This window comes from Rhodopseudomonas pentothenatexigens (assembly GCF_900218015.1).
GTDB lineage: Bacteria > Pseudomonadota > Alphaproteobacteria > Rhizobiales > Xanthobacteraceae > Rhodopseudomonas > Rhodopseudomonas pentothenatexigens.
Genome location: NZ_UFQQ01000020.1, coordinates 1 through 26529, shown reverse-complemented (window position 1 = coordinate 26529; position 26529 = coordinate 1). Strand labels below are relative to the sequence as shown.

At 66.1% G+C, this 26529-nt stretch carries 24 protein-coding genes and 1 pseudogene; 16 read left to right on the top strand and 9 right to left on the bottom strand.

Features of this window, described 5'->3' with window-relative positions:
* Positions 1-32: 32 nt before the first annotated feature.
* Positions 33-731 (bottom strand): GntR family transcriptional regulator, encoded by a 699-nt coding sequence (locus tag DWA33_RS17915; RefSeq protein ID WP_114359816.1) that lies wholly within the window; start codon positions 729-731, stop codon positions 33-35.
* Positions 732-1031: 300 nt separating this feature from the next.
* Here DWA33_RS17915 and DWA33_RS17910 point away from each other — a divergent pair, with 300 nt between their 5' ends.
* The 4 genes from DWA33_RS17910 to DWA33_RS17895 all read left to right on the top strand — a co-directional run bounded on the left by DWA33_RS17910 (position 1032) and on the right by DWA33_RS17895 (position 5079).
* Positions 1032-1820, top strand: a complete 789-nt coding sequence (locus DWA33_RS17910) for an ABC transporter ATP-binding protein (protein WP_114359814.1) — start codon at positions 1032-1034, stop codon at positions 1818-1820.
* On the top strand, positions 1820-2698 hold the full coding sequence (locus DWA33_RS17905; protein ID WP_114359812.1) for an ABC transporter permease: 879 nt from the start codon (positions 1820-1822) through the stop codon (positions 2696-2698). The genes DWA33_RS17910 and DWA33_RS17905 overlap by 1 nt, the downstream gene beginning before the upstream one ends.
* 95 nt (positions 2699-2793) lie before the next feature.
* Positions 2794-3732 carry an ABC transporter substrate-binding protein gene (locus DWA33_RS17900; RefSeq protein WP_244601334.1) on the top strand — a complete coding sequence of 313 codons (939 nt, stop codon included), beginning with the start codon at positions 2794-2796 and terminating at the stop codon, positions 3730-3732.
* A gap of 69 nt (positions 3733-3801) precedes the next feature.
* The gene (locus DWA33_RS17895) at positions 3802-5079 is read left to right on the top strand and encodes an amidase (RefSeq protein ID WP_114359808.1); all 1278 of its coding nucleotides are present in this window, start codon (positions 3802-3804) and stop codon (positions 5077-5079) included.
* A 40-nt stretch (positions 5080-5119) separates the two neighbouring features.
* Here the strand turns inward: DWA33_RS17895 and DWA33_RS17890 are convergent, their stop codons facing one another.
* The gene (locus DWA33_RS17890; protein ID WP_114359806.1) at positions 5120-6925 is read right to left on the bottom strand and encodes a PHA/PHB synthase family protein; all 1806 of its coding nucleotides are present in this window, start codon (positions 6923-6925) and stop codon (positions 5120-5122) included.
* A 327-nt stretch (positions 6926-7252) separates the two neighbouring features.
* Between DWA33_RS17890 and DWA33_RS17885 the strand changes: the two genes are divergently transcribed.
* The 8 genes from DWA33_RS17885 (at position 7253) to DWA33_RS17850 (ending at position 17026) form a co-directional block, all read left to right on the top strand.
* Positions 7253-7555, top strand: a complete 303-nt coding sequence (locus DWA33_RS17885) for a hypothetical protein (RefSeq protein WP_114359911.1) — start codon at positions 7253-7255, stop codon at positions 7553-7555.
* A 184-nt stretch (positions 7556-7739) separates the two neighbouring features.
* Positions 7740-8960, top strand: coding sequence for an LL-diaminopimelate aminotransferase (locus DWA33_RS17880; protein ID WP_114359804.1), 1221 nt, complete (start codon positions 7740-7742; stop codon positions 8958-8960).
* Between the two features lie 77 nt (positions 8961-9037).
* Positions 9038-10363 carry a homoserine dehydrogenase gene (locus tag DWA33_RS17875; protein WP_114359802.1) on the top strand — a complete coding sequence of 442 codons (1326 nt, stop codon included), beginning with the start codon at positions 9038-9040 and terminating at the stop codon, positions 10361-10363.
* 62 nt (positions 10364-10425) lie between these two features.
* Positions 10426-11430 (top strand): class II fructose-bisphosphatase, encoded by a 1005-nt coding sequence (glpX, locus tag DWA33_RS17870; RefSeq protein WP_013502709.1) that lies wholly within the window; start codon positions 10426-10428, stop codon positions 11428-11430.
* 12 nt (positions 11431-11442) lie between these two features.
* The gene (locus DWA33_RS17865) at positions 11443-11886 is read left to right on the top strand and encodes a GNAT family N-acetyltransferase (RefSeq protein ID WP_114359800.1); all 444 of its coding nucleotides are present in this window, start codon (positions 11443-11445) and stop codon (positions 11884-11886) included.
* A 174-nt stretch (positions 11887-12060) separates the two neighbouring features.
* Complete coding sequence (locus DWA33_RS17860; protein WP_114359798.1) at positions 12061-12789, top strand: haloacid dehalogenase type II; 729 nt, start codon at positions 12061-12063, stop codon at positions 12787-12789.
* Positions 12790-12989: 200 nt separating this feature from the next.
* Complete coding sequence (recJ, locus tag DWA33_RS17855; protein WP_114359796.1) at positions 12990-14831, top strand: single-stranded-DNA-specific exonuclease RecJ; 1842 nt, start codon at positions 12990-12992, stop codon at positions 14829-14831.
* Positions 14832-15337: 506 nt separating this feature from the next.
* Positions 15338-17026 (top strand): methyl-accepting chemotaxis protein, encoded by a 1689-nt coding sequence (locus DWA33_RS17850; RefSeq protein WP_114359794.1) that lies wholly within the window; start codon positions 15338-15340, stop codon positions 17024-17026.
* A 62-nt stretch (positions 17027-17088) separates the two neighbouring features.
* On the opposite strand, the gene DWA33_RS17845 is transcribed toward DWA33_RS17850, so the two are convergent.
* From DWA33_RS17845 to DWA33_RS17835, 3 genes are all read right to left on the bottom strand, one after another.
* On the bottom strand, positions 17089-17379 hold the full coding sequence (locus DWA33_RS17845; RefSeq protein WP_110787799.1) for a hypothetical protein: 291 nt from the start codon (positions 17377-17379) through the stop codon (positions 17089-17091).
* Positions 17380-17462: 83 nt separating this feature from the next.
* Positions 17463-18581: an FUSC family protein gene (locus tag DWA33_RS17840; protein ID WP_114359792.1), complete on the bottom strand. Its 1119-nt coding sequence runs from the start codon at positions 18579-18581 to the stop codon at positions 17463-17465.
* A gap of 17 nt (positions 18582-18598) precedes the next feature.
* Positions 18599-19828, bottom strand: coding sequence for a lytic murein transglycosylase (locus DWA33_RS17835; RefSeq protein WP_114359908.1), 1230 nt, complete (start codon positions 19826-19828; stop codon positions 18599-18601).
* A 256-nt stretch (positions 19829-20084) separates the two neighbouring features.
* On the opposite strand from DWA33_RS17835, the gene DWA33_RS17830 reads away from it, so the two are divergent.
* The gene (locus tag DWA33_RS17830) at positions 20085-21023 is read left to right on the top strand and encodes a lipid kinase (RefSeq protein ID WP_283808614.1); all 939 of its coding nucleotides are present in this window, start codon (positions 20085-20087) and stop codon (positions 21021-21023) included.
* Positions 21024-21102: 79 nt separating this feature from the next.
* Here DWA33_RS17830 and efp read toward each other — a convergent pair whose 3' ends face one another.
* On the bottom strand, positions 21103-21669 hold the full coding sequence (gene efp / locus DWA33_RS17825) for an elongation factor P (RefSeq protein WP_114359789.1): 567 nt from the start codon (positions 21667-21669) through the stop codon (positions 21103-21105).
* 137 nt (positions 21670-21806) lie between these two features.
* Here efp and epmA point away from each other — a divergent pair, with 137 nt between their 5' ends.
* The 3 genes from epmA to DWA33_RS17810 all read left to right on the top strand — a co-directional run bounded on the left by epmA (position 21807) and on the right by DWA33_RS17810 (position 24360).
* A complete protein-coding gene (gene epmA / locus DWA33_RS17820; RefSeq protein ID WP_114359787.1) occupies positions 21807-22862 on the top strand; it encodes an EF-P lysine aminoacylase EpmA in 1056 nt (351 codons plus the stop codon).
* Entirely contained in the window at positions 22859-23944 is a 1086-nt protein-coding gene (locus tag DWA33_RS17815) for a lysine-2,3-aminomutase-like protein (protein ID WP_114359785.1), read from the top strand. The genes epmA and DWA33_RS17815 overlap by 4 nt, the downstream gene beginning before the upstream one ends.
* 158 nt (positions 23945-24102) lie before the next feature.
* Positions 24103-24360, top strand: coding sequence for a hypothetical protein (locus DWA33_RS17810; protein ID WP_114359783.1), 258 nt, complete (start codon positions 24103-24105; stop codon positions 24358-24360).
* A 39-nt stretch (positions 24361-24399) separates the two neighbouring features.
* On the opposite strand, the gene DWA33_RS17805 is transcribed toward DWA33_RS17810, so the two are convergent.
* The 3 genes and pseudogenes from DWA33_RS17805 to DWA33_RS25755 all read right to left on the bottom strand — a co-directional run.
* Complete coding sequence (locus DWA33_RS17805) at positions 24400-24990, bottom strand: HdeD family acid-resistance protein (protein ID WP_114359781.1); 591 nt, start codon at positions 24988-24990, stop codon at positions 24400-24402.
* Positions 24991-25778: 788 nt separating this feature from the next.
* The gene (locus DWA33_RS17795) at positions 25779-25955 is read right to left on the bottom strand and encodes a DUF2934 domain-containing protein (protein WP_114359777.1); all 177 of its coding nucleotides are present in this window, start codon (positions 25953-25955) and stop codon (positions 25779-25781) included.
* Positions 25956-25996: 41 nt separating this feature from the next.
* Positions 25997-26393: pseudogene (locus DWA33_RS25755) on the bottom strand (DDE-type integrase/transposase/recombinase); the annotation flags it as partial.
* Between the last annotated feature and the right edge of the window lie 136 nt (positions 26394-26529).

Here is a 26529-nt window from a genome sequence, read left to right as displayed (position 1 = left end):
CCGCACGTTGGCCAGCGGCGCCGGCGTCGGCCTCAGCGGGCGGCGGAGAGAATTTCGTCGTCGTCGGTCGGCACAGGCGCGGACTTCAATTGCGCCTCCTGTTCGATCAGCCGCAGCGTCTGCGCCAGATGGCGTTCGGTGGTCGCCACCACGCCGTCGCGATCGCGACCTCGATACAGCGCCAGCAGTTCGGCATGATCGCGATTGTTCATGTCGCGGATGTCGGGATCGGCGAACAGCGACAGCACCACGTAAGGCGAGGCCGCGTGGGCCAGATTGTAGACGACGCCGCCGAGCCGGCCGCTGGTGGTGTTGCCGGTCAGCGCGGCATGAAACTCCTCGTTGAGGCCGGCCCAGCTCTGCGCCGACACCTTGCCGCACATCTTGCGATAGCAGATCTCCGCCCGCGCCAGATCGTCTTCGGTGATGCGATCGAAGGTGCGCGCGGCCAACAGCGGCTCCAGCCGGATCCGCATCTGATAAATTTCCTGGACGTCGTCCAGCGTCAGCCCGCGCACCACGGCGCCGCGCCGCGCGTCGAGCGAGATCAGCCCTTCGGACAGCAAGTCCCGAAACGCTTCCCGCACCGGCGTGGTGCTGACCTCGAGCTGGCGCGCGATCTCCTCCTGGCGCAGCCGCGTCCCGGCCGGGTAGCGCCCCTGCAGAATCTTGGTCCGCAGATCGAGCAGGACATGCTGGCGGACCGTCGTGGGCTGTCCGCGTCTCCGCATCGTTCACTCCCCTGATTGCCTTCGGCTCGTCGCGACCGCCCGGCTGCTCATCCAGGTTGTCGCGCAGCCGCCGTTAAATCCCGCAATATCACAGATCGGTCCGGGATCGCTGCCGCATCGCTGTGCATTATGCACAATGCATTACAGCCGGTGGCGGACCCCGGCGCGCAGCGGCGGCGATCGAGGCGACGGCGGGTGACCTCGCGCTAATCGTTGTGGCGCAACGGAAATTGACGCTTCTGCGACTTTGGTCGGAGCGCTGGCATGGCCTTTGCTAAGCATTCGCAAAGGAGCAAATCCATGGCAGAGCCGCAGATCCAACTCAGCGTTCGAGACGTCCGCAAGGTGTTTCCCGGAAAGGGTGGCGCCGTGCCGGTTCTCGACGGGCTGTCCTTCGACATCTACGAGCGCGACTTCGTCAGCATCATCGGACCGAGCGGGTGCGGCAAGACGACGATCTTCAACGTGATCGCCGGATTGCTCAACGCCGACAGCGGCAGCCTGATCTATCGCGGTGAGCCGGTCAGCAGCCTGCGCGGCCGCATCGGCTACATGATGCAGAAGGATCTGCTGTTTCCCTGGCGGACGGTGCTGGAAAACGTGCTGCTCGGCCTGCGCGTGCGCGGCGTCGCCGATGCCGAAGCGCTCGACACCGCGCGGGAGTATCTGTCGACCTTCGGCCTGTCCGGCTTCGAGAAGGCCTATCCGAAGACGCTGTCGGGCGGCATGCGCCAGCGCGTGGCGTTGATCCGGACGCTGATCATGGACCCCGACATCCTGCTGCTCGACGAGCCGTTCTCCGCGCTCGACTATCAGACGCGGTTGTATCTCGAAGGCGTGCTGATGGAGGCGGTCGAGACCTTCCACAAGACCGTCATCCTGATCACCCACGACGTCGACGAGGCGGTGGCGCTGTCCAAGCGCGTGGTGGCGTTGAGCGGACGGCCGACCAAGGTCAAGAACGTTCATCACATCGACATCGAGCGCGCCGGACCGGTCGAGGCGCGCAGCGATCACCGCTTCTCGGAGTATTTCCACATGCTCTGCGGCGAGCTCGACATTCAAACCCGAAAAGTGAAGTCCAACTGATGAGCAGCGCCACAGAAGTCGCATCCCGCGCCGGCGGCTCCGCCGTCCGACCCGCTCTCGAAAAGGTCAGCGCCACGCAGCGTCTGATCGTTGCGCTCGATACGCATGTCGGCCGCACCGCGCTGCAGACGCTGGCGGTGGTGGCGTTCTTCCTGCTGTGGGAGTTCGGCGTCCGGATGGGCTGGGTTTCCGAATTCCTGGTCGGCAAGCCGAGCGGGATCTGGTTGCGGTTCGAAGCCCAACTGCTCGACGGCTCGCTGTTCGTCGACAGCGGCTACACTCTTTACGAAGCGCTGATCGGCTTCGTCGTCGGCACGATCGTCGGATCGGTTCTCGGATTGGCGATGTGGTATTCGATCTTCGTGGCACGAATGGTCGAGCCGTTCATCGTGGCGCTGAACAGCGTCCCGAAGATCGCGCTGGCTCCGGTGATCCTGCTGTGGTTCGGCACCGGGCTGTTGTCGAAGGTCGTGCTGGTGGTGTCGATGACGGCGCTGGTGGCGCTGATCGCGGCCTATCAGGCCGCCAAGGACAGCGACAAGGACCTGCAGTCGCTGATGCTGTCGATGGGCGGCTCCAAGCACCAGATCTTCTACAGCGTGGTGGTTCCGTCGTCGCTGCCGGCGATCATCGCCACCTTCCGGATCAACATCGGCTTCGCGCTGGTCGGCGCGGTGGTCGGAGAGTTCATCTCGTCCAAACGTGGCCTCGGCCATCTCGTCTACAACGCATCGAGCCTCTACGACCTCAACTCGGTCTGGGTCGGCCTGTTCGTCCTGATGTTCATGGGCTTCGTGCTCTACCACGGGATCGATGCGCTGGAGCGCTACCTGCTACCTTGGAAGCAGGACGCCGGACACGTCCGGATCCAGGCCTAAACCCGGCCGCACCAACTACCACCATCCTGTTCACTCAACCTCGGAGCCGAAACCTCATGCGTTCGATCGGAAGACTCGTCGGTGCAGCCACAGTCGTGGCGTCACTCGTGATCTCGACGGCGGTGCCAACCGCCGCGATGGCCAAGCAGGTCAAGATCTCGCAGGCCTTTCAATCCATGCTCTACCTGCCGTTCTACGTCGCGCTGGATAAGGGCTTCTTCAAGCAGCAGGGCCTCGACGTCGACAAGGAAACCGCCGGCTCGCCGACCACGGCGCTGTCCGCCGTGCTATCAGGCAGTGCGGCGTTCTCGATCCACGGCCCGGAGTGGACCGCGATCGCCAATTCGAAGGGCGCCGACGTCGCCATCATCTGCAACGTCGTGAACGGAGCCGCGGTGTGGGTCGCGGCGACACCGGACTTCAAGTACGACACGCTGCAGGATCTGAAAGGACAGAAGGTCGTCGCCGGCCTGATGCCGACCACCAGCACCTCGCTGTTCATGAAGCTCTTGAAGGATAACGGCATGAAGCCGGACTCCGACGTCGACCTGCTGCAGGTGCAGATCGGCTCCGAACCGGGCCCGTTCCTCGGCGGTCAGGCCAAGCTGGCGGTGCTTTACGAGCCGGGCCTCGACCAGGTGGTGGCCAAGGGCATGAAGGTGGTGATCGGATTCCCGAAAGCCTACGGCCCGTATGCGTTCTCGTCGATCACCGCACGCAAGAACGTCGATCCCAAGGACGCGCAGGCGGTCGTCAATGCGATGGAATTGGCGTTGCGGTTCATGAAGAACAATCCGGACGAGACGGTCGCGATCGCCCAGAAGGAATTCCCGACGCTCGATCCCAAGATCGTCGAAGCGGCGGTGCGGCGGATGATGGCGGAGAACGTCTATCCGAGCAGCGTTCAGACGACCCAGCAGGCGTTCGAGACCGCGATGCAGACCCAGATCGCGCTCGGCAATCTGAAGCAGGCGCCGAAGTACGAGGATTTCGTCGTCCAGGACTACGTCAAGCCGGCGCTCGCGCTGAAGTAACGAAGCCGAAACGCCGGCGATCGGAGAGATCGCCGGCGTCTTGTTCCCGTGCCGAGGACCATCTCCACCATGTCGTATCCGTTGGGACTGCTTGCGGTCCATCGCGCGTTTCGTGAAGGAACGCTCAGCCCTGCCGACTATCTCGCCACCTGCATCCAGCGCGCCGACGAGGTCGAGCCGTGGCTGAAGGCGTTCTGTCATCGTCTGCCGGCCGATCGGCTCGCGGGCGGCGAGGGGCCGCTGGCCGGCATCCCGATCGGCGTCAAGGACATCATCGCCACCGCCGGCATCCCGACCACCAACGGATCGCGGGTCTACGCAGGTCACGTTCCGGATCACGACGCGCCGATCGTCACCCGCATCAAGCAGCTCGGCGGCATCGTGTTCGGCAAGACGGTGAGCACCGAGTTCGCCTGGCGCAGCCCCGGGCCGACGGTGAATCCCCACAACCCGCAGCACACGCCCGGCGGCTCGTCGAGCGGGTCGGCGGCTGCTGTGGCGGCCGGCATCGTGCCGATGGCGCTCGGCACCCAGACGGTCGGGTCGATCGTGCGCCCTGCCGCCTATTGCGGGGTGGTCGGATTCAAGCCGAGCTTCGGCGCGATCGTGCGCGATGGCGTCCACCCGCTGGCGCAGTCGCTCGACCACGTGGGCTTCCTGACCCGGTCGGTCGAGGACGCGGCGTTCGCGTTCGGGCTGCTGGCGGACGGGGCCGATGCTGCGGCGGCGGCGCAGGCGGTCGAGGGTGACGTCCTTCCGGCCGCCTCGTCGCTCCGCCTCGGCGTGGTGCGCCCGCCGATCTGGGATCGGGTCAGCGCCGAGCAGAACCAGGCGTTCGAGACGGCGCTGGAAAAGCTTCGGCGCGCCGGCGCCAGCGTCGAGCCGCTGGCGCTTCCCGATCGCTATTGGCAGGGCTTCGAAGCCGCCGAAATCATCCTGGCGGCAGAGGCGGCCGCGATCTTCGATGCGCTGGTCACGCAATACCCCGAGCTGACCAGCCCGCAGCTCAAGGAGCTGGTGGCCGCCGGCAATGCGATCAGCGCGCCGCGCTACATCTGGTCCCGTCAGTTGCAGGAATCCCTGCAGCAGGAGCTTCCGCGCCATCTGAGCGGTCTCGACGGCATCCTGACGGCGCCCGCGCCGGGAGAGGCTCCGGAAGGCCTGACCTATACCGGTGACGCCAGCTTCTGCGCTCTATGGACCATGCTCGGCGTGCCGGCGCTGACGATGCCGATCGCCCGGTCGGCACGTGGCCTGCCGCTCGGCCTGCAGGTGATCGGCGGCTTTGGCGAGGACGCCAGGCTGCTGCGCACCGCGCGGGTGGTCGAAGCGCAACTGACGAACTGACGCCGCTCCGCGCGGCCGCGGTCGAGCCGCCGCGCGGAGGTCAGGAGCGGACTTTGACGTAGCTGCCCGGCGCGTCTTCGAGCGGCGGGTAGACGTCGTTGCCGATGGCGCGGGCGGGGACCTGCTCGTCGTCGAACGCGCCGATCCAGCCGCGCCAGTCCGGCCACCACGAGCCCTTGTGCTCTTCGGCGCCGCTGAGCCAGTTGGCGACCGAGCCGGCGAAGATGTCGGGGTTGGTCCAGAATTGGTACTTGTTCGCCGCCGGCGGATTGATCACGCCGGCGATGTGGCCGGAGCCGGACAGCACGAACTTCACCGGGCCGCCGAAGAACTGCGAGCCGTACAGCACCGACTCCGCCGGCGCGATGTGGTCTTCGCGGGTGGCGAGGTTGTAGATCGGCACCTTGACCTTGGCGAGATCGAGCGTGGTGTTGTCGAGCACCATGGTGCCGGCCGACAGCTTGTTGTCGAGATAGCAGTTGCGCAGGTAGTAGGAGTGGTTCGCCGCCGGCATCCTTGTGGCGTCGGAATTCCAGTGCAGCAGGTCGAACGCCTGCGGCGGCTGGCCCTTCAGGTAGTTGTTGACGACGTAGGACCAGATCAGGTCGTTCGGCCGCAGCATGTTGAAGGCCATCGCCATCTTGGCGCCTTCGAGCACGCCGGTGACCTTCATCTCGCGCTCGACCGCTGAAATCTGCTCCTCGTCGACGAACACCATCAGGTCGCCGGCGTGGGTGAAATCGACCTGCGTGGTCAGGAAGGTCGCCGAGGTGACCCGCACCCGGCGGCGTTCGGCGAGCCAGGCCAGCGTCGAGGCGAGCAGGGTGCCGCCGACGCAGTAACCCAGCGTATGCACCTTCATCTCGCCGGTGACCTTCTCGACCACGTCCATCGCGGTCAGCGGGCCGAGCTTCATGTAGTCGGCGAAATCCTTGTCGGCGAGGCTCTTGTCCGGGTTGACCCAGGAGATCACGAACACCGTGAGGCCCTGGTCGACGCACCATTTAATGAACGACTTCTCGGGCTTCAGGTCGAGAATGTAGTACTTGTTGATCCACGGCGGCACGATCAGCAGCGGCGTGCGCTGCACCGTCTCGGTGGCGGGCGCGTACTGGATCAGCTGCATGATCTCGTTCTGGAAGATCACCTTGCCCGGAGTCACCGCCATGTTGACGCCGACCTCGAGGCCGGCCGGATCGGATTGCCGGATCTTGAGATGGCCGCGGCCGGACTGGATGTCGTCGGCTAGCATCTTCATGCCGCGCACCAGATTGTCGCCGCTGCATTCCAGGGTGTGGCGGGTCAGTTCCGGATTGGTCATCACGAAGTTGGACGGCGCCAGCGCGGTGGTGAGCTGCTGGATGTAGAACGCCGCCTTGCGTTTGGTGTGCGGATCGATCTCCGCGTTCTTCACCAGTTCGTCCGCCCACTGCGTGGTCAGCAGATAGGCCTGCATCAGGAAGTCGTAGAACGCGTTGGTCTTCCATTCCGGCGAGGCGAACCGCTTGTCGCGCGGCGAGGGGGCGATCGCGGGCTCCGTCTGTTCGCCGGCGAGGCGCTTGGAGGCCGCGCCCCAGAGCTCAAGGTAGGATTTGCCGAGCCGCTGTTGCAGCTCGTTGGCACGTGCCTGGTCGGACAGCCAGTAATTGGCGACGGTGGAAAAGCTCTTCACCATCTCGGTCAGACCGGCCGGCGGATGTCCGTCCGGTGGCACGGCACCGTTCTGCGACTTCATCATCGTCGCCAGCGCCTGGCTGCCGGTCTCCATCGCCTGCGCCAGATTGCGGGCGAACGCGTCGGGATCGAACTTCGGGGTCGCCTTGGGTTCTGCGAGCATGTCGGTCATGAATTAACACTACAATCCGGTGCAGAAAATCCGCTGAGATTTGTCGTCGCGCCCCGGGATGATGTCATAGTTCGGTAAACGCCGCTGATTTCGATGTGCTGCAGTGCGACAAATTGCGCTTGATTTGGCCACATTGGCATCCCACTGAGGCGGTTCGGTCGGGTATGGTCGCCGCTCGGCGCTGGCCGGGTCGCAGGCGATGAGCTAAGGCTTAATCCCGGAGTGCGACGATTGTTGCGAGCGGCGACGATCGAGACGGCAGAGCGGCGTGAAGGCGAATTGGTTGTGATGCGAGTGGCGGACGCTGGTGGGCGGATGGGACGCGGCATGCGGGGCACGTTGGTCGCCGCGCTGGTCGCGGCCGGCTGCGCGCTCGGCGGCTGCTCGGTCTCGCTCTCCGACATGCCCCTGCTCGGAAGCAGCGATCCGCCGGCCAAGACCAAGGGCGCCGACGCGTTTCCGGCCGTCAACGACCTGCCTGCTGATCGCGAGGAGGCGGTTCTGGCGCCGTCCGAGCGCAACAAGATCGAACAGGAATTGATCGCGGCCCGCGAACGGCAGGCGAACGCCAATGCCAGCGCCACGCCGCCGGCCGCTACCGCGGCCGCCAGAACGGCGGCGTCGAAATAGCCGGACCGACGCCGCCATCGACGACCCGCCGCCGGGGCAGGTGACGATCGCGAGCGGGCTGCATTTCAGCCCTGCCGCCAACAGCCGCAAATTCGATCGAATCAGGGCGTTGCTGCACGTTTATCGGATTCCCCTCCGATCAAGAACGCGGTAACGATCCCACCGTTACCCGGAGTCGAGGACCATGGAAGAATTCTACCGCATCCGCCGCCTGCCGCCCTATGTGTTCGAGCAGGTCAACCGGGCCAAGGCCGCCGCGCGCAATGCCGGCGCCGACATCATCGATCTCGGGATGGGCAATCCGGACCTGCCGGCGCCGCAGCACGTCCTGGACAAGCTGAAGGACACCCTCGGCAAGCCGCGCACCGACCGCTACTCCGCCTCCCGCGGTATCACCGGCCTGCGCAAGGCCCAGGCCGCCTATTACGACCGCCGCTTCGGCGTGAAGCTGAACCCCGACACCCAGGTGGTGGCGACCCTCGGCTCCAAGGAAGGCTTCGCCAACGTCGCCCAGGCGATCACCGCACCCGGCGACGTCGTATTGTGCCCGAACCCGAGCTACCCGATCCACGCCTTCGGCTTCCTGATGGCGGGCGGCGTGATCCGCTCGGTGCCGGCCGAGCCGACCCCCGACTTCTTCGCCGCGGCCGAGCGCTCGATCATCCATTCGATCCCCAAGCCGATCGCGCTGATCGCCTGCTATCCGTCGAACCCGACCGCCTATGTGGCCAGCCTCGATTTCTACAAGGATCTGGTGGCGTTCGCGAAGAAGCACGAGATCATGATCCTGTCGGATCTGGCCTATGCGGAAGTCTATTTCGACGACGCCAATCCGCCGCCGTCGGTGCTGCAGGTGCCGGGCGCGATGGACGTCACCGTCGAGTTCACCTCGATGTCGAAGACGTTCTCGATGGCCGGCTGGCGGATGGGCTTTGCGGTCGGCAACGAGCGGATCATCGCGGCGCTGGCGCGGGTGAAGTCGTATCTCGACTACGGCGCATTTACCCCGGTCCAGGTCGCCGCCACCGCGGCCCTCAACGGGCCCGACGACTGCATCAAGGAAATGCGCGAGACCTACAGGAAGCGCCGCGACACCCTGGTCGAGAGCTTCGGCCGCGCCGGCTGGGAGATCCCGCCGCCGTCCGCCTCGATGTTCGCCTGGGCGCCGCTGCCGCCCGCCTTCCGCGAGATCGGCTCCATGCAGTTCGCCACCCTGATGGTGGAGAAGTGCGGCGTCGTGGTGTCACCCGGCGTCGGCTTCGGCGAGCACGGCGAGGGCTTCGTCCGCATCGCGATGGTGGAAAACGAGCAGCGCATCCGCCAGGCCGCGCGCGGCGTCCGACGCTTCCTTGAAAGCGGCGTCGAAACGTTGCACAACGTGGTGCCTCTCGCCGTTCAGCGATAGGCCCTCATTGGAGGCCGCCCGCCGGCCTCCGGGTCTTTCCCCAAGAAAAGCCGTTCCGGGCAGCAGGTCAGCGCGTCATGGTCGCGCCACTCAGAGTGGGTATTGCGGGTCTCGGCACCGTGGGTGCCGAAGTCGTCCGTGTCATCGAACGGCAGGAGCGGACCTTGTCCGCGCGCTGCGGTCGTCCCGTGCGCGTGGTCGCGGTGACCGCGCGCTCCAAGGCGAAGAAGCGCGGGCTCGACCTCTCCGGCATCAAATGGGCCAAGAGCCCGCTGGCGATTGCCACCGATCCCGAGGTCGATTGCTTCGTCGAGCTGATCGGCGGCGCCGGCGATCCGGCCGGTCCGGCGATCGAGGCGGCGCTCGCCGCCGGCAAGGCGGTGGTCACCGCCAACAAGGCGCTGATCGCCAAGCACGGCCTCAAGCTCGCTTCGCTCGCCGAGAAGCACAACGCGGCGCTGAACTACGAAGCCGCCGTCGGCGCCGCGATCCCGGTGATCAAGACGCTGCGCGAGGGCCTCGCCGGCACCGACATCGACCGCATCTACGGCATTCTCAACGGCACCTGTAACTACATCCTGACCCGGATGGAGCAGGAGGGGCTGTCGTTCGACGACTGCCTCGCCGATGCGCAGCGGCTCGGCTACGCCGAAGCCGATCCGACCTTCGATATCGACGGTCACGACACCGCGCAGAAGCTGGCGATCCTCGCCAGCCTCGCGTTCGGCACCAAGGTGTCGGAGAGCTCGGTCTATGTCGAAGGCATCCGCTCGATCACGCCGGAAGATCTGCGCGCGGCCGACGATCTCGGCTACCGCGTCAAGCTGCTCGGCGTCGCGGTCCGCACCGCCAAGGGCATCGAGCAGCGCGTGCACCCCACCATGGTGCCGAAGACCTCGTCGATCGCCCAGGTGATGGGCGTCACCAACGCGGTGTCGATCGACGGCGACGGCATCCCGCCGATCACCCTGGTCGGCGCCGGCGCCGGCGCCGCTGCGACTGCCTCCGCAGTAGTGGCGGATATCGCCGACGTCGCCCGCGGCATCCGCGCGGTGCCGTTCGGCCGGCCGGTGGCCGGACTCAAAGCCACCGGGAAGGCGCCGATGCAGCGTCACGAGGGCGGCTATTATCTGCGGCTGTTGGCGCGCGATCACGCCGGCACCGCCGCCACCATCGCCAAGCGGCTCGCCGAGCAGGACATCTCGATCGAGTCGATCGTGCAGCGGCATCCGAACCGCAGCGTCGATGCCAACGGCAAGGCCGCCAAATCGTCGGTCCCGGTGCCGGTGATCCTGATCACCTACGCCACCGCCGAGGATGCGGTGCGCCGCGCCCTGCAGGCGGTGCAGCGCGACAAGGTGATCAGCGGCAGGCCGCAGGTGATCCGGATCGAGAAGAACTGAGTTCGACCATTCGTACAGCCCCCGCCGCAAGCGCGGGGGCGCTGTTTTGAGGAGCTGGGCCGATGTCGACCACCATTTCCGTTCCGCCGCAATTGCTGCTGGAGCGCATCCTGACGCTGGAGATCGTGCGCGTGACCGAGCGTGCAGCGGTGTCGGCGGCGCGGCTGCGCGGCCACGGCAACGAGAAGGGGGCCGACCAGGCTGCGGTGGACGCGATGCGCCGCGAACTCAACAAGATGCCGATCGAAGGCACCATCGTGATCGGCGAGGGCGAGCGCGACGAAGCGCCGATGCTGTTCATCGGTGAGAAGGTCGGCGCCGGCATCGACGCCGGTCCGAAGGTCGACATCGCGGTCGACCCGCTCGAAGGCACGACGCTGTGCGCCAAGAACATGCCGGGCTCGATCGCCACCATGGCGATGGCCGAAGGCGGCACGCTGCTGCACGCGCCCGACGTCTACATGCAGAAGATCGCGATCGGCCCGGGCTACGACAAGAACCTGATCGACATCGATGCGCCGCCCGAAGACAACATCCGCCGCCTGGCGAATGCCAAGGACGTGTCGGTGCACGACATCACCGTGCTGGTGCTCGACCGGCCCCGCCATGCCGAACTGATCGCCAAGATCCGCGCCACCGGCGCCGGCGTGCAGCTGATCACCGACGGCGACGTCGCCGGCGTGATCCACTGCGCCGATCCGGACAACACCGGCGTCGACATCTACATGGGCACCGGTGGTGCGCCGGAAGGCGTGCTGGCCGCGGCGGCGCTGCGCTGCATCGGCGGCCAGATGCAGTGCCGGCTGCTGCTCGATACCCATTCCAAGCGCAACCGCGCCGAGTCGATGGGCATCGAAGATCCGAACTTCGTGTACCAGATCGAGGACATGGTGAAGGGCGACTGCCTGTTCGCCGCGACCGGCGTCACCGACGGCTCGCTGCTGTCCGGCGTCAAGTTCCGCAAGGACGTGATCCAGACCGAGACCGTGGTGATGCGTTCGGTCACCGGCACGGTGCGCTACATCAAGGCCGATCATCGCCAGTTCGAAAAATTCCACCTGGATTAAGGAGATCGTCGGATGGCCGTCGAGATTCGTCCCGTCGGCCCCGACGAGCGGGCCGCCTGGGAGCCGCTGTGGGCCGGCTACCTGGAGTTCTACAAAGCGACTCTCGCGCCCGGCACCTCCGACGTCACCTGGGCGCGGTTTCACGATCCCGCCGAGCCGATGCATCTGCTCGGCGCCTATGTCGACGGCACGCTCACCGGCATCGTGCAGTTCATCTATCACCGGTCGTGCTGGACGGCCGGTGATTACTGCTATCTGCAGGACCTGTTCGTCGCCGACACCGCCCGCGGGCTCGGCCTCGGCCGCAAGCTGATCGAAGCGGTGTACGCCCGCGCCAAGGCCGACGGCTGCAGCCGCGTGCATTGGCTGACCCAGACCGGCAACGCCACCGCACGTCTGCTCTACGACCGCATTGCCGAGGATTCCGGCTTCATGCAGTATCGGAAGGTGTTTTAGCTCGTCATTCCGGGGCGCCCACAGCGTAGCTATGGGCGAACCCGGAATCTGAAGCCTGTTACTTGCCGATCGAGATTCCGGGCTCGCGTTGCGCGCCCCGGAATGGCACGAGAGGCGAGAGAAGAACAAGCAGGCAGGCAGCGACGACTGAATGCGTCGCAAGGGAGGACAACGATGGCCGGAAGCGCCGAACCGACGAACGTGCAAGCCCTGATCTTCGACGTGTTCGGCACCGTGGTCGACTGGCGCACCAGCCTGATCGACGACCTGACGGCCTATGCGGCGCGTCGTGGCATCGAAGGCGACTGGACCGCACTGATCGACGCCTGGCGCCAGGCTTACGTGCCGTCGATGGATGCGGTACGCCGAAACCCGCAGGCCGATTTCATCATTCTCGACGATCTGCATCGCCGCTCGCTGGAGCGGCTGGTCGATGAATTCGGCATCAGGGGGCTGACGGAGGACGATCTCAGCTACATGGTCACCGGCTGGCACCGGCTGAAGCCCTGGCCGGACGTGGTGCCGGCTCTGACCCGGCTGAAGACCAAGTACATCCTGTCGCCGCTGTCGAACGGCAACGTCGGCTTGCTGACGCGGATGGCGAAGAATGCCGGCCTGCCGTGGGATCTGATCCTCGGCGGTGACGTGTTCGGACACTACAAGCCGGATCCCCAGACCTATCTCGGCGCCGCGCGCCTGCTCAATCTGCCGCCCGAGCAGGTGATGATGGTCGCCGCCCACAACAACGATCTGGCCGCCGCGCAGGCGCTCGGCTTGAAAACGGCGTTCATCCCGCGTCCCACCGAATACGGCCCGCTGCAGACGCTCGACTTCGACGCCACCGGCGACTGGACCATCGTTGCCGACGATCTCGCCGGCGTCGCCGATCGGCTCGGCTGCTGACGCCACGCGCTCTCCGTCATCCTGAGGCGCCGCGCGTCGCGCGGCCTCGAAGGATGGGCCACAGTTGTTGGTCGTCGCCGTTCGAGACTCGCTTCGCTCGCGCTTCAGGATGACGACACCGTGCCGGTTGTGTGCGGAACGCCCTGGGACGCGCCGCCTCGGTTTGCGCCGTCCGCGCTTCGTGCTTATCTGCGCTGACCATGACGCCTCCCGTATCCGTCTTACCGCCCGAAATCGTGCCGGCGTTTCTCGGTGTGACCCGCTCGGCCACCGGCAAGGCGTGGCGCGACCGGCTCGACGCCCGTGCCACTGCCAAAGCGCAGGCGATGGTGCAGCGTTATCAATTGCCCGAAATGCTGGCGCGGGTACTGGCCGGGCGCGGCGTCGAGATCGACCAGGTCGAGGACTTTCTCGACCCGACCATCCGCAAGCTGATGCCCGACCCGGCGTCGCTGACCCAGATGGAGGAAGGCGCCAAGCGGATCGCCGACGCCGCGGTGCGCGGCGAGCAGGTGGCGATCTTCGGCGATTACGATGTCGACGGCGCGACTTCCGCGGCGCTGCTCGCCTGGCATCTGCGGCATTGCGGACTCGATCCGTTGATCCACATTCCGGACCGGATCTTCGAAGGCTACGGTCCGAACATCGACGCCATCCGCATGCTCGCCGGCAAGGGCGCGACGCTGCTGGTCACTGTCGACTGCGGCACAACCAGCCTGGAGCCGCTGGCGGAAGCGCGGCGGCTCGGGATGGATGTGGTGGTGATCGATCATCACCAATGCGGTGACGAGCTGCCCGAAGTCGCGGCGCTGATCAACCCGAACCGGCCCGACGATCTGTCCGGGCTCGGCCATCTCGCCGCGGTCGGCCTGGTGCTGATGACGCTGGTCGCGGTCAATCGCGAGTTGCGGCATCGCGGGTTCTGGAGCACCGAGCGGCCCGAGCCGAATCTCTTGGACATGCTGCACCACGTCGCGCTCGGCACCGTGGCGGACGTCGCGCCGCTGATCGGGCTGAACCGCGCCTTCGTGGCGAAGGGCCTGATCGCGATGCGGCGGCGCGATCATGTCGGCCACACCGCGCTGATGGATGTGGCACGTCTGAATGGTCCGCCTGAGGCGTGGCATCTCGGCTTCATGCTCGGGCCGCGGATCAATGCCGGCGGCCGCATCGGTCGCGCCGATCTCGGCGTCCGGCTGCTGCTGGAATCCGACGTCTCGGAAGCCGCTCGGATCGCCGCCGAGCTCGATCGGCTCAACAGCGAGCGCCGCGAGATCGAACAGAAGGCCGAAGCCCAGGCTGAGGCCGAGGCGATGGCGTCGCTCGGCCTCGAGGACAAGGGCGCGGTGATCGTCACCGCGTCGGAAGGCTGGCACCCCGGCGTGGTCGGGCTGGTCGCGTCGCGGCTGAAAGAGAAGTTCGGACGGCCGTCGTTCGCGATCGCGCTGGAGCCCGGCGGCATCGGCACCGGCTCCGGCCGGTCGATCTCCGGCGTCGATCTCGGCAAGGCGGTGCGCCAGGCGGTGCACGACGGGCTGCTGCTGAAGGGCGGTGGCCACGCCATGGCGGCGGGCGTGACGCTGCGGAAGGAGCGGCTCGCCGAATTCCGCGCCTGGCTGGAGACGACGCTTGCGGCCGACGTCGCCAAGTCGCGCCACGTCAACGAGCTGTATGTCGACGGCGCGGTGTCGGCGCGCGGTGTCACGCCGGAACTGGCGGCGACGCTGAACCGGGCAGGGCCGTTCGGCGCCGGCAATCCGGAGCCGATCGTGGCGCTGCCGGCGCATCAGCTGGTCTATGCCGACGAGGTCGGCCAGTCGCATCTGCGGCTGCGCTTCAAGGCCGGCGACGGCGCGATCGTCAACGGCATCGCGTTCCGCAGCGTCGGCCAGAAGCTCGGCAATGCGCTGACCGAGAACCGCGGCCAGACCCTGCACGTCGCCGGCTGCCTCAGCGTCGACCGCTGGCAAGGCGCCGAGCGCGTTCAGCTCCGCGTCATCGACGTCGCGGTGCCGGACGCCGGGCCGGCGATGATCCGCTAGCTCGGCGATTTCGTCTCGGACGAATTCCGCTTCACGGGCAATTGCCGATGGCGCCGGTTGATCGGCCGCGGTCGGCTCCGCCGAATCATCTGGCGGCCCTCATCCGAAAATCTCTCACGCTGTGATGGCGTCGAATTGGTGGAGTCGATCTGCGGTTGAAACGACAGGTTTAAAGCCCCGTATTAGTACGAGGTGCGGGATGCGATTAGTTGGTTGTGTTGAATGTATTCGCACAATGCCAAATTGAAAATCTTCTTGTCTCGCAAGTAATTCGTGCTCGTTTACTAATTGTTCGGTGTGCGAATGGAAGTTATTTTCAGCATAGCGATGGGAGCCGCTCGCATCGGTGTTCTGCGGGGGTGAACGCGACTTGCGTGTGAGTCGATCAAGTAATCGTTGGCCTCGCTGTCGCTGTGTCGGCGAGGCGGCGGTTGCGGATCTTTCGGTTATTGGCGTGCTGTACGACGCATCTCGCCAGCTCGCTCAAAAAGGAAAGAATTACAGCAATGTCGTCACTGCTCAACCTGAGAACGTCTTATAAACTGGCAGGCATCTTCTTCCTGATCGCTTTCGTGTCGATCGCGGCCAATGCGCTGATCGCCCGCAACCTGGCCATCCTGGCGCGCAACAACGACATGACCACCCACACCTATCAGGTGATGGAGCAAGCCAAGTCGATCGTCGCGGCGATGGTCGATGGCGAGACTGGTGTTCGCGGCTTCCTGATCAGCGGTGAAGACAAATTCCTCGAGCCCTACCGAGCGTCCGATAAGGAGTTTCGCAGGTCGCTGGCGGAGACGAAGAGACTGACATCGGACAATCCGGCGCAGCAGAAGCGACTCGAGCAGATCGACACCGCGGCCGCCGAATGGCGCAGCAATGTCGCCGAGCGAGAGATCGCTCTGATGAAAAATCCGCAGACGGTGAACGAGGCGAGGGGGCTCGAATCGTCCGGCGCAGGCAAGAAGTCGATGGACAGTATTCGTGGCTTGGTGCGCGAGCTCGTCGACGCGGAGTCCTCGCTGCTGTCGGTGCGCGCCGAGGCTGCAGCGACGGCGCTGTCCTCCTCGTACACGGCGATCGTCGTCAGCGCCGTGGTGATGGTGGTGATCATCGTCGCCGGCCTGCTGTTCCTGGGACGTGCGGTGACACGCGGCATCGTCGACATGACGGCGGCGATGGGGCGGCTCGCCCAGAACGATCTGACGGTCGATGTGCCGCATGCCGACCGCCGCGACGAGATCGGCAAGATGGCCGGCGCTGTCCAGGTCTTCAAGGACAACGCCATCCGCGTGCGCCAGCTCGAAGCCGAGCAGCAGGAGGCGGAGCGCCGTCAGGCCGAGCAGCGCCGAGTCGAAATGATGACGATGGCGAACGGGTTCGAAGCCGCCGTCGGGGAGATCGTCAACACGGTGTCGTCCGCCTCGACCGAGCTCGAAGCATCGGCGAGCACGCTGACGCAAGCCGCCGACCGCGCCCAGCACCTCAGTTCGACGGTGGCGGCCGCCTCCGAAGAGGCGTCGACCAACGTGCAGTCGGTGGCTTCGGCGACCGAAGAGCTCTCTTCGTCGATCAGCGAGATCAGCCGGCAAGTGCAGGACTCCGCACGGATCGCTGCGGATGCGGTGAATCAGGCACGCAGCACCGACGACCGCGTCAGCGAGCTGTCGAAGGCCGCGACCCGGATCGGCGATATCATCGAGCTGATCAACACCATCGCCGGTCAGACCAATCTGCTGGCGCTCAATGCGACGATCGAAGCTGCTCGCGCCGGCGAGGCGGGACGAGGATTTGCCGTGGTTGCGTCCGAGGTGAAGGCTCTCGCCGAGCAGACCGCGAAGGCGACCGGCGAAATCAGTCAGCAGATCTCGGGTATCCAGGCGGCGACCAACGACTCGGTGACAGCCATCAAGCAGATTACCGGCACGATCGAGCAATTGTCGGAGATCGCGTCGACGATTGCTGCTGCGGTCGAGGAGCAGGGCGCGGCGACCCAGGAAATCTCACGCAACGTGCAGCAGGCCGCGCAGGGCACCCAGCAGGTGTCCTCGAACGTGATCGATGTCCAGCGCGGCGCCACCGAGACCGGTTCGGCCTCCGCGCAGGTTCTGTCCTCGGCACAGTCGTTGGCCAAGGACAGCACGCGGTTGAAGAGCGAAGTCAGCCGCTTCCTCGACAACGTGCGCGCGGCTTGACGCGATTGACGACACGCCGGGACGCGCGGGTCGCGTCCCGGATGACTTCAAGGTGCGGTTCTTCAGGTGCAGATCTCGCCCTGCATCACCAGTTCGCGAAACAGCTCGACCGCCTTCGGATTGAGCGCGCCTTCGTCCGGCAGCACCAGGGGGAGATCGGGCGGGGCGAGGATGGCGAACTGCCGGCCCCATTCGTAGACCCAGGCCAGCCCGTCCTGGAACATCACCTCGTCGTCGTAGCGCGGCGTGCGACCGGAGCGGGCTTCGGCGAAGCCGCGTCGGAAGGTGGTGTTCCAGACGATTTCGTCCAGCGGAGCTTGGAAGGTTTCGGCCTGCGGGCGCACGTCGGTCATGGCTCAATCCGGCGAGACATCCTGAAGAAACGGCGGAAGGGTATTATTCCACGGCTCGGCCGGGGCAAAACCCTGACTTTCGGTCAATCGCCCCGGTCGTGCTTGGCGGGGATCAGATAGGCCGGGATCAGGCGGCGGATCAAGCCGGCCGCTGCCTTGCGGAACGCCGCATTGTGCAGGCAGACGCCGCCGATCAGGCCGACCACGCAGCCGATCACGGTATCGATGAATCGCGCCTCGATGATCTGGTGCACCGGCTCCTGGCCGAGCGTGGCGGCGTCGGCGAGGAAGATGGTGAGCGGGGTGATGAAGATCACCGCAAAGCCGTAGTGCCGGATCACCGCGGTCTCGATGACGAAGCTCAGTGCGATCACCGCGAAGGCGATGCTCCATTTCTCCAGCGGCAGCGCCAGCAGCACGGCGGCGAGGCCGAGTCCGATCGCGGTGCCGAGCAGACGGTGCAGATGCCGGTTCCAGACCGCGCGGACCGACAGGCCCTGGATCACCGCGAGACAGCTCACCGGCACCCAATACGGCCGCTCGAGCTGCAGCGCCTGGGCCAGCGCCAGCGCGCCGCCGACGAACACGCCGATCACCACCGCGTCGAGCACGACGTGCTCGAAATCGTCGGTCGCCAGCGGCGGCACCGGCAGCGGATCGCGGATCCGCAGCACCACCACCGAGTAGACCATCGCGATCAGGGTGGCGAGCAGGCTGCCGAGCACGAACAGCCCCGCCTTCAGCGGCACCTGCATCAGATCGCCCGGCGTATAGGCGGCGATCGCGGCGGCCATCACGAAGAACATGCTGCCGGGCGGGCCGACCCGATAGAACCGGCACAGCATCGTCACCAGGATCGCCGTGAAGGTGAGCGCCGGCACCAACAGCCAGGGCAGCAGATGCACGATCAGTCCGAGCGTGTAGCAGGCGGCATAGCCGAAGCCGGCCGCCATCATCGACACCATGCGATGGTGCAGCGGCGTGCGCGGCAGATACAGAAACGCCATGCCGCCGAGCGACGAGATCAGGCCGTAATCGAGATGGTCGAAGTAGGCGCCGATCAGCATCGGCACGCCGGCCGCCAGCGCCGCCGAGAACGGCATCTGCCACGGCCGGTCGCTCGGATTGAAGGTGACGAGCGCGCGCCACTCCTCCTGCGCCAGCGCCTTGATCCGGTGCCACGTCCAATGATGTTGAAGCATCGAAGAGCCTGCGGTCTCTATCCACCCTGCCGCAGTCGTGCCAGCACCTTCAGCCCGCCGTAGCCATCGGCGGGCAACAGGCCGGTCTTGAGCTGGAAGTCGCGGATCGCCTTCATGGTGTCGTTGCCGACCCGGCCGTCGGTGCCGCCGGTGTCGAAACCGGCACGGGTCAGCCGCGTTTGCATCTCCTGCACCTCGGCGAGCGTCAGCGCGCGCTCCGAGCCGGGGAACGGATGCACGAACGGACCGCCGCCGAGAATGCGATCGCCGAGATGGCAGATCGCGAGTGCGTAGTTCATCGACGGATTGTAGCTCTTTACCGCGTAGAAGTTGGGCCCGATCAGGAATTTCGGGCCGCCCTCGACCGGCACCCACATCGTCGCGCTGGCCGAGGAATTGGGAAACGGCTGGCCGTCGGCGCGGGTGACACCGGAACGCGACCACTCCGAGTAAGTGCGGCGGCCGCTGGCTGCGCCGCCGGGGGCTTCGACCTCGTAGCCCCAATGCTCGCCGCGTTGATACTTGCCGCGGCGGACCAGATACTTCGCGGTCGAGCCGAGCGCGTCGTCCGGCCGGCCGAACGGTGACACCCGGCCGTCGCCGTCATAGTCGATGCCGACGTTCAGCCACACCTCCGGCATCCACTGGCTGTGGCCCATCGCGCCGGCCCAGGAGCCGCGCATCTCCTCCGGCGTCGACCAGCCCTTGTCGACGATCCGTAGCGCGTTGATCAGTTCGGTTTCCCAATAGGTCCGCCGCCGCGGTTCGTGCCACGCCAGCGCCGCCAGCGACGGGAATACCGGACGCATATGGTTCTGCTGCACCAAAGGATCGCCAAAGGCGCTCTCGACGCCCCACAGCGCCAGCAGCGTGCCGCGCTCGACGCCGAAATCACGCTCGATCCGGGCGAACAGCGCGTCGTTCCGGCGCACCGCCTCGCGGCCGGCGGTGACGCGCCAGTCCGACACCCGGCGGTTGATGTACTGCCAGAGCTGCTCGTGGAACTCCGGCTGCTTCTTCAGCTTGGCGAACACCGACATGTCGGGCTCGATCGAGCCCATCACCCGGTCCCAGGTCCGGGGCGATATGCCCTTGGCCAGCGCCTTGGCGCGAAACCCATCGCGCCATCGGTCGAAATCGGGCGACGCAGCCGCGCCAGCGGCGGCCGGCAGCATCACGGCGGCGCCGAGCGCAGCCTGCAGCAGGCGACGGCGGGTCGGCGAACGATGGGAATCGCGATCTGACATGGCCGGCAGTGTAGCGGCATTGGCGGCCACGACCAAAGCGGGGCCGGCGAAGCCGACTGCGTGCCACGCAGATGCGGAATGGTTCCGGTGCCCGGCAGCGACACGATGTCCGCGCCTGTGCCCTTGTACCGCGGTGGTCGGCGCCCAATTGAAGTCACCATCGACTTTTTCCCGCCTCCTGCGTTCGAGGCATCTCGCCCGCTCATCGAGGACCGCAGTGGACCAAGAGCTCGACGTCGCTCCCGACCCGAACCGCATTGCCGGCCTCACCCCCGATGGGCCGGATGGCAGTGGCGCCCCGGAGGCGTCCGTGCGGCGGCTGTTGATGGTGATCAATCGCGGCAGCCGGTCCGGCAGCCAGGCGGTCGGTCTGGCCGGCTCACGGCTCAGCGCGGCGGGATTCGATCTGGTGGTCTCGGCGCCGAGCAGCCCGAACGAAATCGGTCCCTGGATCGAGGCGCATGCCGAAGGCGTGGGTGGGGTGGTGGTTGCCGGCGGCGACGGCACGCTGAACGCGGCGGCTCCAGCGCTGGTGAAGACCGGGCTGCCGCTCGGCATCATCCCGGCGGGCACCGCCAACGATCTGGCGCGGACGCTGTGCCTGCCGCTCGACATGGAAGCCGCGGCCGACGTGATCGTCGCCGGTCACCGCAAGACCATCGATCTCGGCGAAGTCAACGGCCACAAATTCTTCAACGTCGCCAGCGTCGGGCTGAGCGCCGATCTGGCGCGCGAACTCAGCGGCGAAAGCAAGCGGCGGTTCGGTCGGCTCAGCTACGCGCTGACTGCGGCCAAGGTGCTGAGCAAGGCGCGGCCGTTTCACGCGGTGATCGTATCGCCCGAGGAGGAAGTGCGGGTGAAGACGATGCAGATCGCGGTCGGCAACGGCCGCTACTACGGCGGCGGCATGGCGGTCGAGCACACTGCGGAGATCGACGACGCGCAGTTCGATCTGTACTCGCTGGAATTCGCGCGGGTGTGGAAGCTGCTGGCGGTGGCCTACGACTTCCGCAAAGGCCGCCACGGCCTGTGGAGCGAAGTACGCGCCGCGCGTGGCACCTCGTTCGAGATCCGCACCCGCAAGCCGCGCCCGGTCAATGCCGACGGCGAACTGGTGACCTTCACGCCGGCGCGGTTCGAGCTGCTGCGGAAGGCCGTCAGCGTGTTCGTCCCGAAAGACCCGCCGAGCCGCTGAATCGGCGGCCTGGCGGGCTCATGAAAAAGCCCGCCGGGATGCGGCGGGCTTTGGCGGTGATCGACGAGGCAGAGCCCGATCAGTCCTTGGCGCGCTCGACGTAGGAGCCGTCTTCGGTCAGCACGACGATGCGGGTGCCGGTGCCGATGTGCGGCGGAACCTGGGTGCGGACGCCGTTCGACAGCACCGCCGGCTTGTAGGACGACGACGCGGTCTGGCCCTTGGTCACCGGCTCGGTCTCCACCACTTCCAGCGTGGCGCGCTGCGGCAGGGTGATCGCGACGGCGGTGGTGTCGTGCATCGACAGCTTCACCACCATGCCTTCCTGCAGGTAGGGCGCGGACGAGCCGACGACGTCCTTGGCGACCTGGACCTGATCGTAGGATTCCGGCTCCATGAAGTGGAAGCCTTCGCCGTCCTCGTACAGGAAGCTGTAGTTGCGCTCTTCGATCGTGACCTTTTCGACCTGATCGGTGGTCTTGTAGCGCTCCGAGATCTTCACGCCGTCGCTGATTCGGCGCATTTCGATCTGGCTGACGGGCGTGCCCTTGCCGGGATGGATGTTTTCGGCAGACAGGACGACATACAGCTTCCCATCTTGCTCGAGGACGTTGCCCTTGCGAATAGAACTGGCGATGACTCTCAAAGGAATGTTTCCTGTCGTTCAGGTCCGGGCCCGATCCGGGCGTTGGTATCCCGAGGCCGAAACGGTTTCGGGGCGCAACATACTGATTTGTGGCGTTGATGCCAGTGTTTTGCGCGGCCGCGCGGGGGCGACTTGAGATGGAGGCGGAGGCGCGCCCGTCGCCCTGGTGGAACAGGGATAGGTATCTGGACCGTCAGCCGTTTTTGCGCGCGCGCGGGGCGGTGACCCGGGCCGCTCGGACTTGGTTCGAGGCCGCCGGCTTCACCGAGGTCGAGACCGCGATCCTGCAGATCTCCCCGGGCAATGAGACCCATCTGCATGCGCCGCGCACCGAACTGCTGGGGCCTGACGGCGAACGGCGGACCCGCTATCTGCGGACCTCGCCGGAATTCGCCTGCAAGAAGCTGCTCGCGGCCGGCGAAGCGCGAATCTTCGAGCTCGCCCGGGTGTTTCGCGACCGCGAGCGCGGCCGGGTGCATCTGCCGGAGTTCACCATGCTGGAGTGGTATCGCGCCGAGGCGCCGTACCAGCAGGTGATCGACGACTGCGTCGCGCTGATCCGCGTGGCGGCCGACGCGACCGGGATTGGCGTGTTCTCGTTCAAGGGACGACAAGCCGATCCGCAGGCCGAGCCGGAGCGGCTGACCGTGGCCGACGCGTTCGCCCGGTTTGCCGGCATCGATCTGCTGACGACGATTGTCGGAGGTGAGGGGGACCGCATGGCGCTGGCAAACGCCGCTGCTGCATGCGTGCGGATTGCCGACGACGACACCTGGTCGGACATCTTCAGCAAGGTGCTGGTCGAGCATGTCGAGCCGCGGCTCGGCGACGGACGGCTGACGGTGCTAAGCGAATATCCGGCGCCGGAGGCGGCGCTGGCGCGAACCAAGCCGGACGATCCGCGAGTGGCCGAACGGTTCGAGCTGTATGCCTGCGGCGTCGAACTCGCCAACGGCTTCGGCGAACTCACCGATGCGGGCGAGCAGCGCGCGCGGTTCGTCGCGGCGATGGACGAGAAGGAGCGGCGTTACGGCGAGCGCTATCCGCTCGACGAGGCATTTCTGGCGGCGGTTGCCGAGATGCCGGAGGCCAGCGGCGTCGCGCTCGGCTTCGACCGGCTGGTGATGCTCGCGGCCGGCGCCACCACAATCGATCAGGTGGTGTGGACGCCGCCGGCAGGCGAGGACGCATGACCGAGGTCACCCGATTGAACACCCCCGCGGCGGCGACGCTGCGGCAGCCCGACGAGCTGATCGCCGAAGGTCTCGCCACAGCGGACCAACGCGCGATGCTCGAAGAGGTCGCTGCGCGCTATGCGGTCGCGGTGACGCCGGCGGTCGCGGCGCTGATCGATCGCGATGATCCCGACGATCCGATCGCGCGGCAGTACATCCCGCGCGCCGAAGAGCTGTCGTCGCTGGCGTTCGAACGCGACGATCCGATCGGCGATGCCGCACATGCGCCGGTCGAAGGCATCGTGCATCGCCATCGCGACCGGGTGCTGTTCAAGCCGGTGCATGTCTGCGCGGTGTATTGCCGGTTCTGCTTCCGCCGCGAGATGGTCGGGCCCGGCAAGGACAACGCGCTGTCGCGCGAGGCGACCGCGGCGGCACTGGACTACATCCGCGCGCATGATGAGATCTGGGAAGTGATCTTCACCGGCGGCGATCCGCTGATGCTGTCGCCGCGCCGGCTCGCCGAGATCATGGCCGAGCTCGCTCGAATCGAGCACGTCAAGATCGTTCGGTTTCATACCCGGCTGCCGGTCGCCGACCCGGCCCGGATCACGCCGGAGCTGGTACGGGCGCTGCAGGCGGCCGGGAAGACCACGTGGCTGGCGCTGCATGCCAACCATCCGCGCGAACTCACCGCCGCCGCTCGCGCGGCGTGCGCGCGGATCGTCAATGCCGGGATTCCGATGGTCAGCCAGTCGGTGCTGCTCCGCGGCGTCAACGACGATGCGGCGACGCTCGAGGCGCTGATGCGCGCCTTCGTCGAGTGCCGGATCAAGCCGTATTATCTGCATCACGGCGATCTGGCGCCCGGCACTGCGCATCTGCGCACCACGCTGGCGGAAGGTCAGGCCTTGATGCGCGCGCTGCGTGGCAATGTGTCCGGACTGTGCCAGCCGGAATACGTGCTCGACATTCCCGGCGGCTACGGCAAGGCGCCGGTCGGCCCCAATTATTTGTCCGACGCCGATGGAACCGAAGCGGATTCGCGCTATCGTGTCGCCGACTATTGCGGCGAGGTGCATCTGTATCCGCCGCGATAGACGGTGGCGGTTTGCCGCCGCGATCGAACCCGGGCAACCGGGGCAGGTGTGATGCGTTGATGCGGGGGCGGGCGAGGACCGCAACCGCCGACGCGGACTGCCAGCGAGCTGGAGCGTTCGACGTCCGGCGTCGCAGCGTGGATGGAAGGAGAGCTCCGATGAAGACTGTGTTGATCGCCGCCGCAATCCTGGCGCTGAGCGGCGGAACGGTGTTGGCGCAATCCGGCTCCGGCGGCACGGGCGGTTCGACGAGCGCTCCGGGCGCCTCGATCGGCGGATCCGATATCAGGCAGGCGCCGATCGGGCATCGGCAGCCGCGGCGGGACGACACCCCGCCGGAACAGAGGATCGACCAGGTCGACCCGGCCGACGCGGCGCTCGACCGCAAGATCAAAAGCATCTGCCGCGGCTGCTGAGCGCGAGCCGCGGCAGACTTGGCCGGCTCGGATGCCGGCTCATCTGCTCTTGCGGGCGGCGAGCGCCATCGCGATCAGCGAGGTGCCGCCGAATACCAGGTTGATGCCGATCAGCAGGCCGATCGCCCACACGGTGCCGGGCCAGCCGGAGATGATGATGAACGCCACCAGGATGTCGGCGATACCGGCGGCCAGCATCCAGCCCCAGCGCCCCGACATCCGGCCGCGGTGCTGAAACGCATACATGATGGTCGCGACGCCTTCGGCCAGGAAGTAGACGCCGACGATGAAGGTCAGGGTCAAGGTGCCCTGCAGCGGCATCGCGATCAGGATCGCGCCGGCGACCAGCGCCAGCGTCGCCGAAATCAGCGACCACCAGAAGCCGGGCGCCTTGCGCGCCCAGATCGAGAACACGACACCGGCGCCGCCCGCGATCACGAACAGCCAGCCGAGCATAATGGTGAAGGTGATGCTGGCGAGCAGCGGCAGCAGGATGGCCGCCAAACCGATGACCAGCAGCAAAATGCCTTCGAACAGGTAGGCCTTCCAGTGATCGCGGATCGCGGCTTCGACGCGCGCTTGAATTTGCTCGACGTCTGCAGGACGAAGGCTGTCGTCTGGCAGGGACATGGGAGTTCTCCTTCAATGGTTCCCGGTCCGGAACTTACTCTGCGAAACGCACAGCGGCGTTAATGGTTCGGCAGAATCTGCGGTGGGCTCCGCCGGCTCACGCTCGATCGAATCGGCCGCCGTTCCCGGATGATCGCAGCCAATTGAGACGGATTTGTCAGGCGACGGCGACGGCAGGGTCGGGGGTTCAAAACGAGCCGGCGACCCGGCGTTTCGAATGGTCTTTGCGTGCAAAAACGATTCATGCAATTGGTGGTTGATGGAGCTGCAGGTTGGTGCAGCGTGTTCCGCCGAGAAGTGTCATGTGCAAAGACAAGCGACCACGTTGTACCCGATGCGGTTCTCGGACCGGCCTGGCGCGGGTGTCTCCGGTGCAGTCCATCGAACTGCGGATCTACGAATGCAGCAGCTGCGGGCAGACCGATTGTTACGAAGTTACCGCTGAACCCGGCGCCCCCTGGATCCTGCTGACAGGGGAGCGACTGACCGAAATCCTGTCGGCCTGGAAGAGGAGCAACAAGGAAGAGGGGCAATAAGGGAAAGGGGCAACAAGGATAGCGCTCACCGATCGGGGGCGCATTCCTAAAGCAGGGCCTGGTCCGCCAGATCGTCGGTGCAATCTCATATCTTGTGCAGCCATGTCTCTCGTCCGTCAGGCGATCGATTGGAAGCATCGAAGAGGCGTGGCAAGCGGTTTATTGTTACCGCTCGGCAGTGACGATCGACAACCAGAAACAACTGAAGCGCCACCCGCATTCAGCGGGCGGCGCTTCGTTGCAAAAACGAACTTAGCTGTTGGTCGTAATGCTCGGGTCAGACTTCAGCCGGTCGTAGGTTTCCTTTTCCCCACGAACATCCTGCTCAGCCTGTTCCCGGAATTCCTCGCGGCGCTCCTCGGGCAGACCCTTGGCCTGCTGCATCTCCTTAGTGCGATGATCCACCCGCTCTTCAAGCTTGTCCTTCATTCAAATCTCCTGGTTGTCAGTGGCGGTTCGGACCCGCCTGGCTACGAAAATCTACTTCCGTCCAACTCAACCAGGTGACGAAGCTCCAGTTCCGAAGTGGCCAGACATCTGCAAGCCGATCGGCCATATCCCGCCGGCCGAAGCCGAGCAACGCTACTAAGCCATGCTTGAGCAGCCAGCCATGGTTGCAAGAGGCCGTTGATGGTTTCGGCGAGAGCATTGTCGTAGGAATCCCCCGATGCTGCCGACAGAAGGTTCGATACTCGCTTCAGCCAGGCGTTCGGTCTATTTGATCGAGACGTATTGGCTGCCCCGATCGCTATAGTGGACGAGGCCGCCGCGATGGGCCGGCCGGCGATCGTGCAGGGCCTGCTCCAGCGCATCGAGCACGAAGCCGGCGTGCGCCGTGCGAGAGACCCGCCATAAGACGATCATCCTCACAGGAGTGGGGCCTCCGGCAAACCCAGGGCGGTTCAATTTGAACCGCCCCGGGTTTGCCGGAGGCCGTTTGGTTTAAGTTATGCCGCCATGTCGGGCTGTTCCATCATGGCGTAGTAGCGTTGCTCTGCTTCGG

Coding starts and splice junctions, on each gene's coding strand:
- DWA33_RS17915 (WP_114359816.1), bottom strand. CDS start 731: ATGCGGAGACGCGGACAGCCCACGACGGTCCGCCAGCATGTCCTGCTC.
- DWA33_RS17910 (WP_114359814.1), top strand. CDS start 1,032: ATGGCAGAGCCGCAGATCCAACTCAGCGTTCGAGACGTCCGCAAGGTG.
- DWA33_RS17905 (WP_114359812.1), top strand. CDS start 1,820: ATGAGCAGCGCCACAGAAGTCGCATCCCGCGCCGGCGGCTCCGCCGTC.
- DWA33_RS17895 (WP_114359808.1), top strand. CDS start 3,802: ATGTCGTATCCGTTGGGACTGCTTGCGGTCCATCGCGCGTTTCGTGAA.
- DWA33_RS17890 (WP_114359806.1), bottom strand. CDS start 6,925: ATGACCGACATGCTCGCAGAACCCAAGGCGACCCCGAAGTTCGATCCC.
- DWA33_RS17885 (WP_114359911.1), top strand. CDS start 7,253: ATGCGGGGCACGTTGGTCGCCGCGCTGGTCGCGGCCGGCTGCGCGCTC.
- DWA33_RS17880 (WP_114359804.1), top strand. CDS start 7,740: ATGGAAGAATTCTACCGCATCCGCCGCCTGCCGCCCTATGTGTTCGAG.
- DWA33_RS17875 (WP_114359802.1), top strand. CDS start 9,038: ATGGTCGCGCCACTCAGAGTGGGTATTGCGGGTCTCGGCACCGTGGGT.
- glpX (WP_013502709.1), top strand. CDS start 10,426: ATGTCGACCACCATTTCCGTTCCGCCGCAATTGCTGCTGGAGCGCATC.
- DWA33_RS17865 (WP_114359800.1), top strand. CDS start 11,443: ATGGCCGTCGAGATTCGTCCCGTCGGCCCCGACGAGCGGGCCGCCTGG.
- DWA33_RS17860 (WP_114359798.1), top strand. CDS start 12,061: ATGGCCGGAAGCGCCGAACCGACGAACGTGCAAGCCCTGATCTTCGAC.
- recJ (WP_114359796.1), top strand. CDS start 12,990: ATGACGCCTCCCGTATCCGTCTTACCGCCCGAAATCGTGCCGGCGTTT.
- DWA33_RS17850 (WP_114359794.1), top strand. CDS start 15,338: ATGTCGTCACTGCTCAACCTGAGAACGTCTTATAAACTGGCAGGCATC.
- DWA33_RS17845 (WP_110787799.1), bottom strand. CDS start 17,379: ATGACCGACGTGCGCCCGCAGGCCGAAACCTTCCAAGCTCCGCTGGAC.
- DWA33_RS17840 (WP_114359792.1), bottom strand. CDS start 18,581: ATGCTTCAACATCATTGGACGTGGCACCGGATCAAGGCGCTGGCGCAG.
- DWA33_RS17835 (WP_114359908.1), bottom strand. CDS start 19,828: ATGTCAGATCGCGATTCCCATCGTTCGCCGACCCGCCGTCGCCTGCTG.
- epmA (WP_114359787.1), top strand. CDS start 21,807: ATGGAGGCGGAGGCGCGCCCGTCGCCCTGGTGGAACAGGGATAGGTAT.
- DWA33_RS17815 (WP_114359785.1), top strand. CDS start 22,859: ATGACCGAGGTCACCCGATTGAACACCCCCGCGGCGGCGACGCTGCGG.
- DWA33_RS17810 (WP_114359783.1), top strand. CDS start 24,103: ATGAAGACTGTGTTGATCGCCGCCGCAATCCTGGCGCTGAGCGGCGGA.
- DWA33_RS17805 (WP_114359781.1), bottom strand. CDS start 24,990: ATGTCCCTGCCAGACGACAGCCTTCGTCCTGCAGACGTCGAGCAAATT.
- DWA33_RS17795 (WP_114359777.1), bottom strand. CDS start 25,955: ATGAAGGACAAGCTTGAAGAGCGGGTGGATCATCGCACTAAGGAGATG.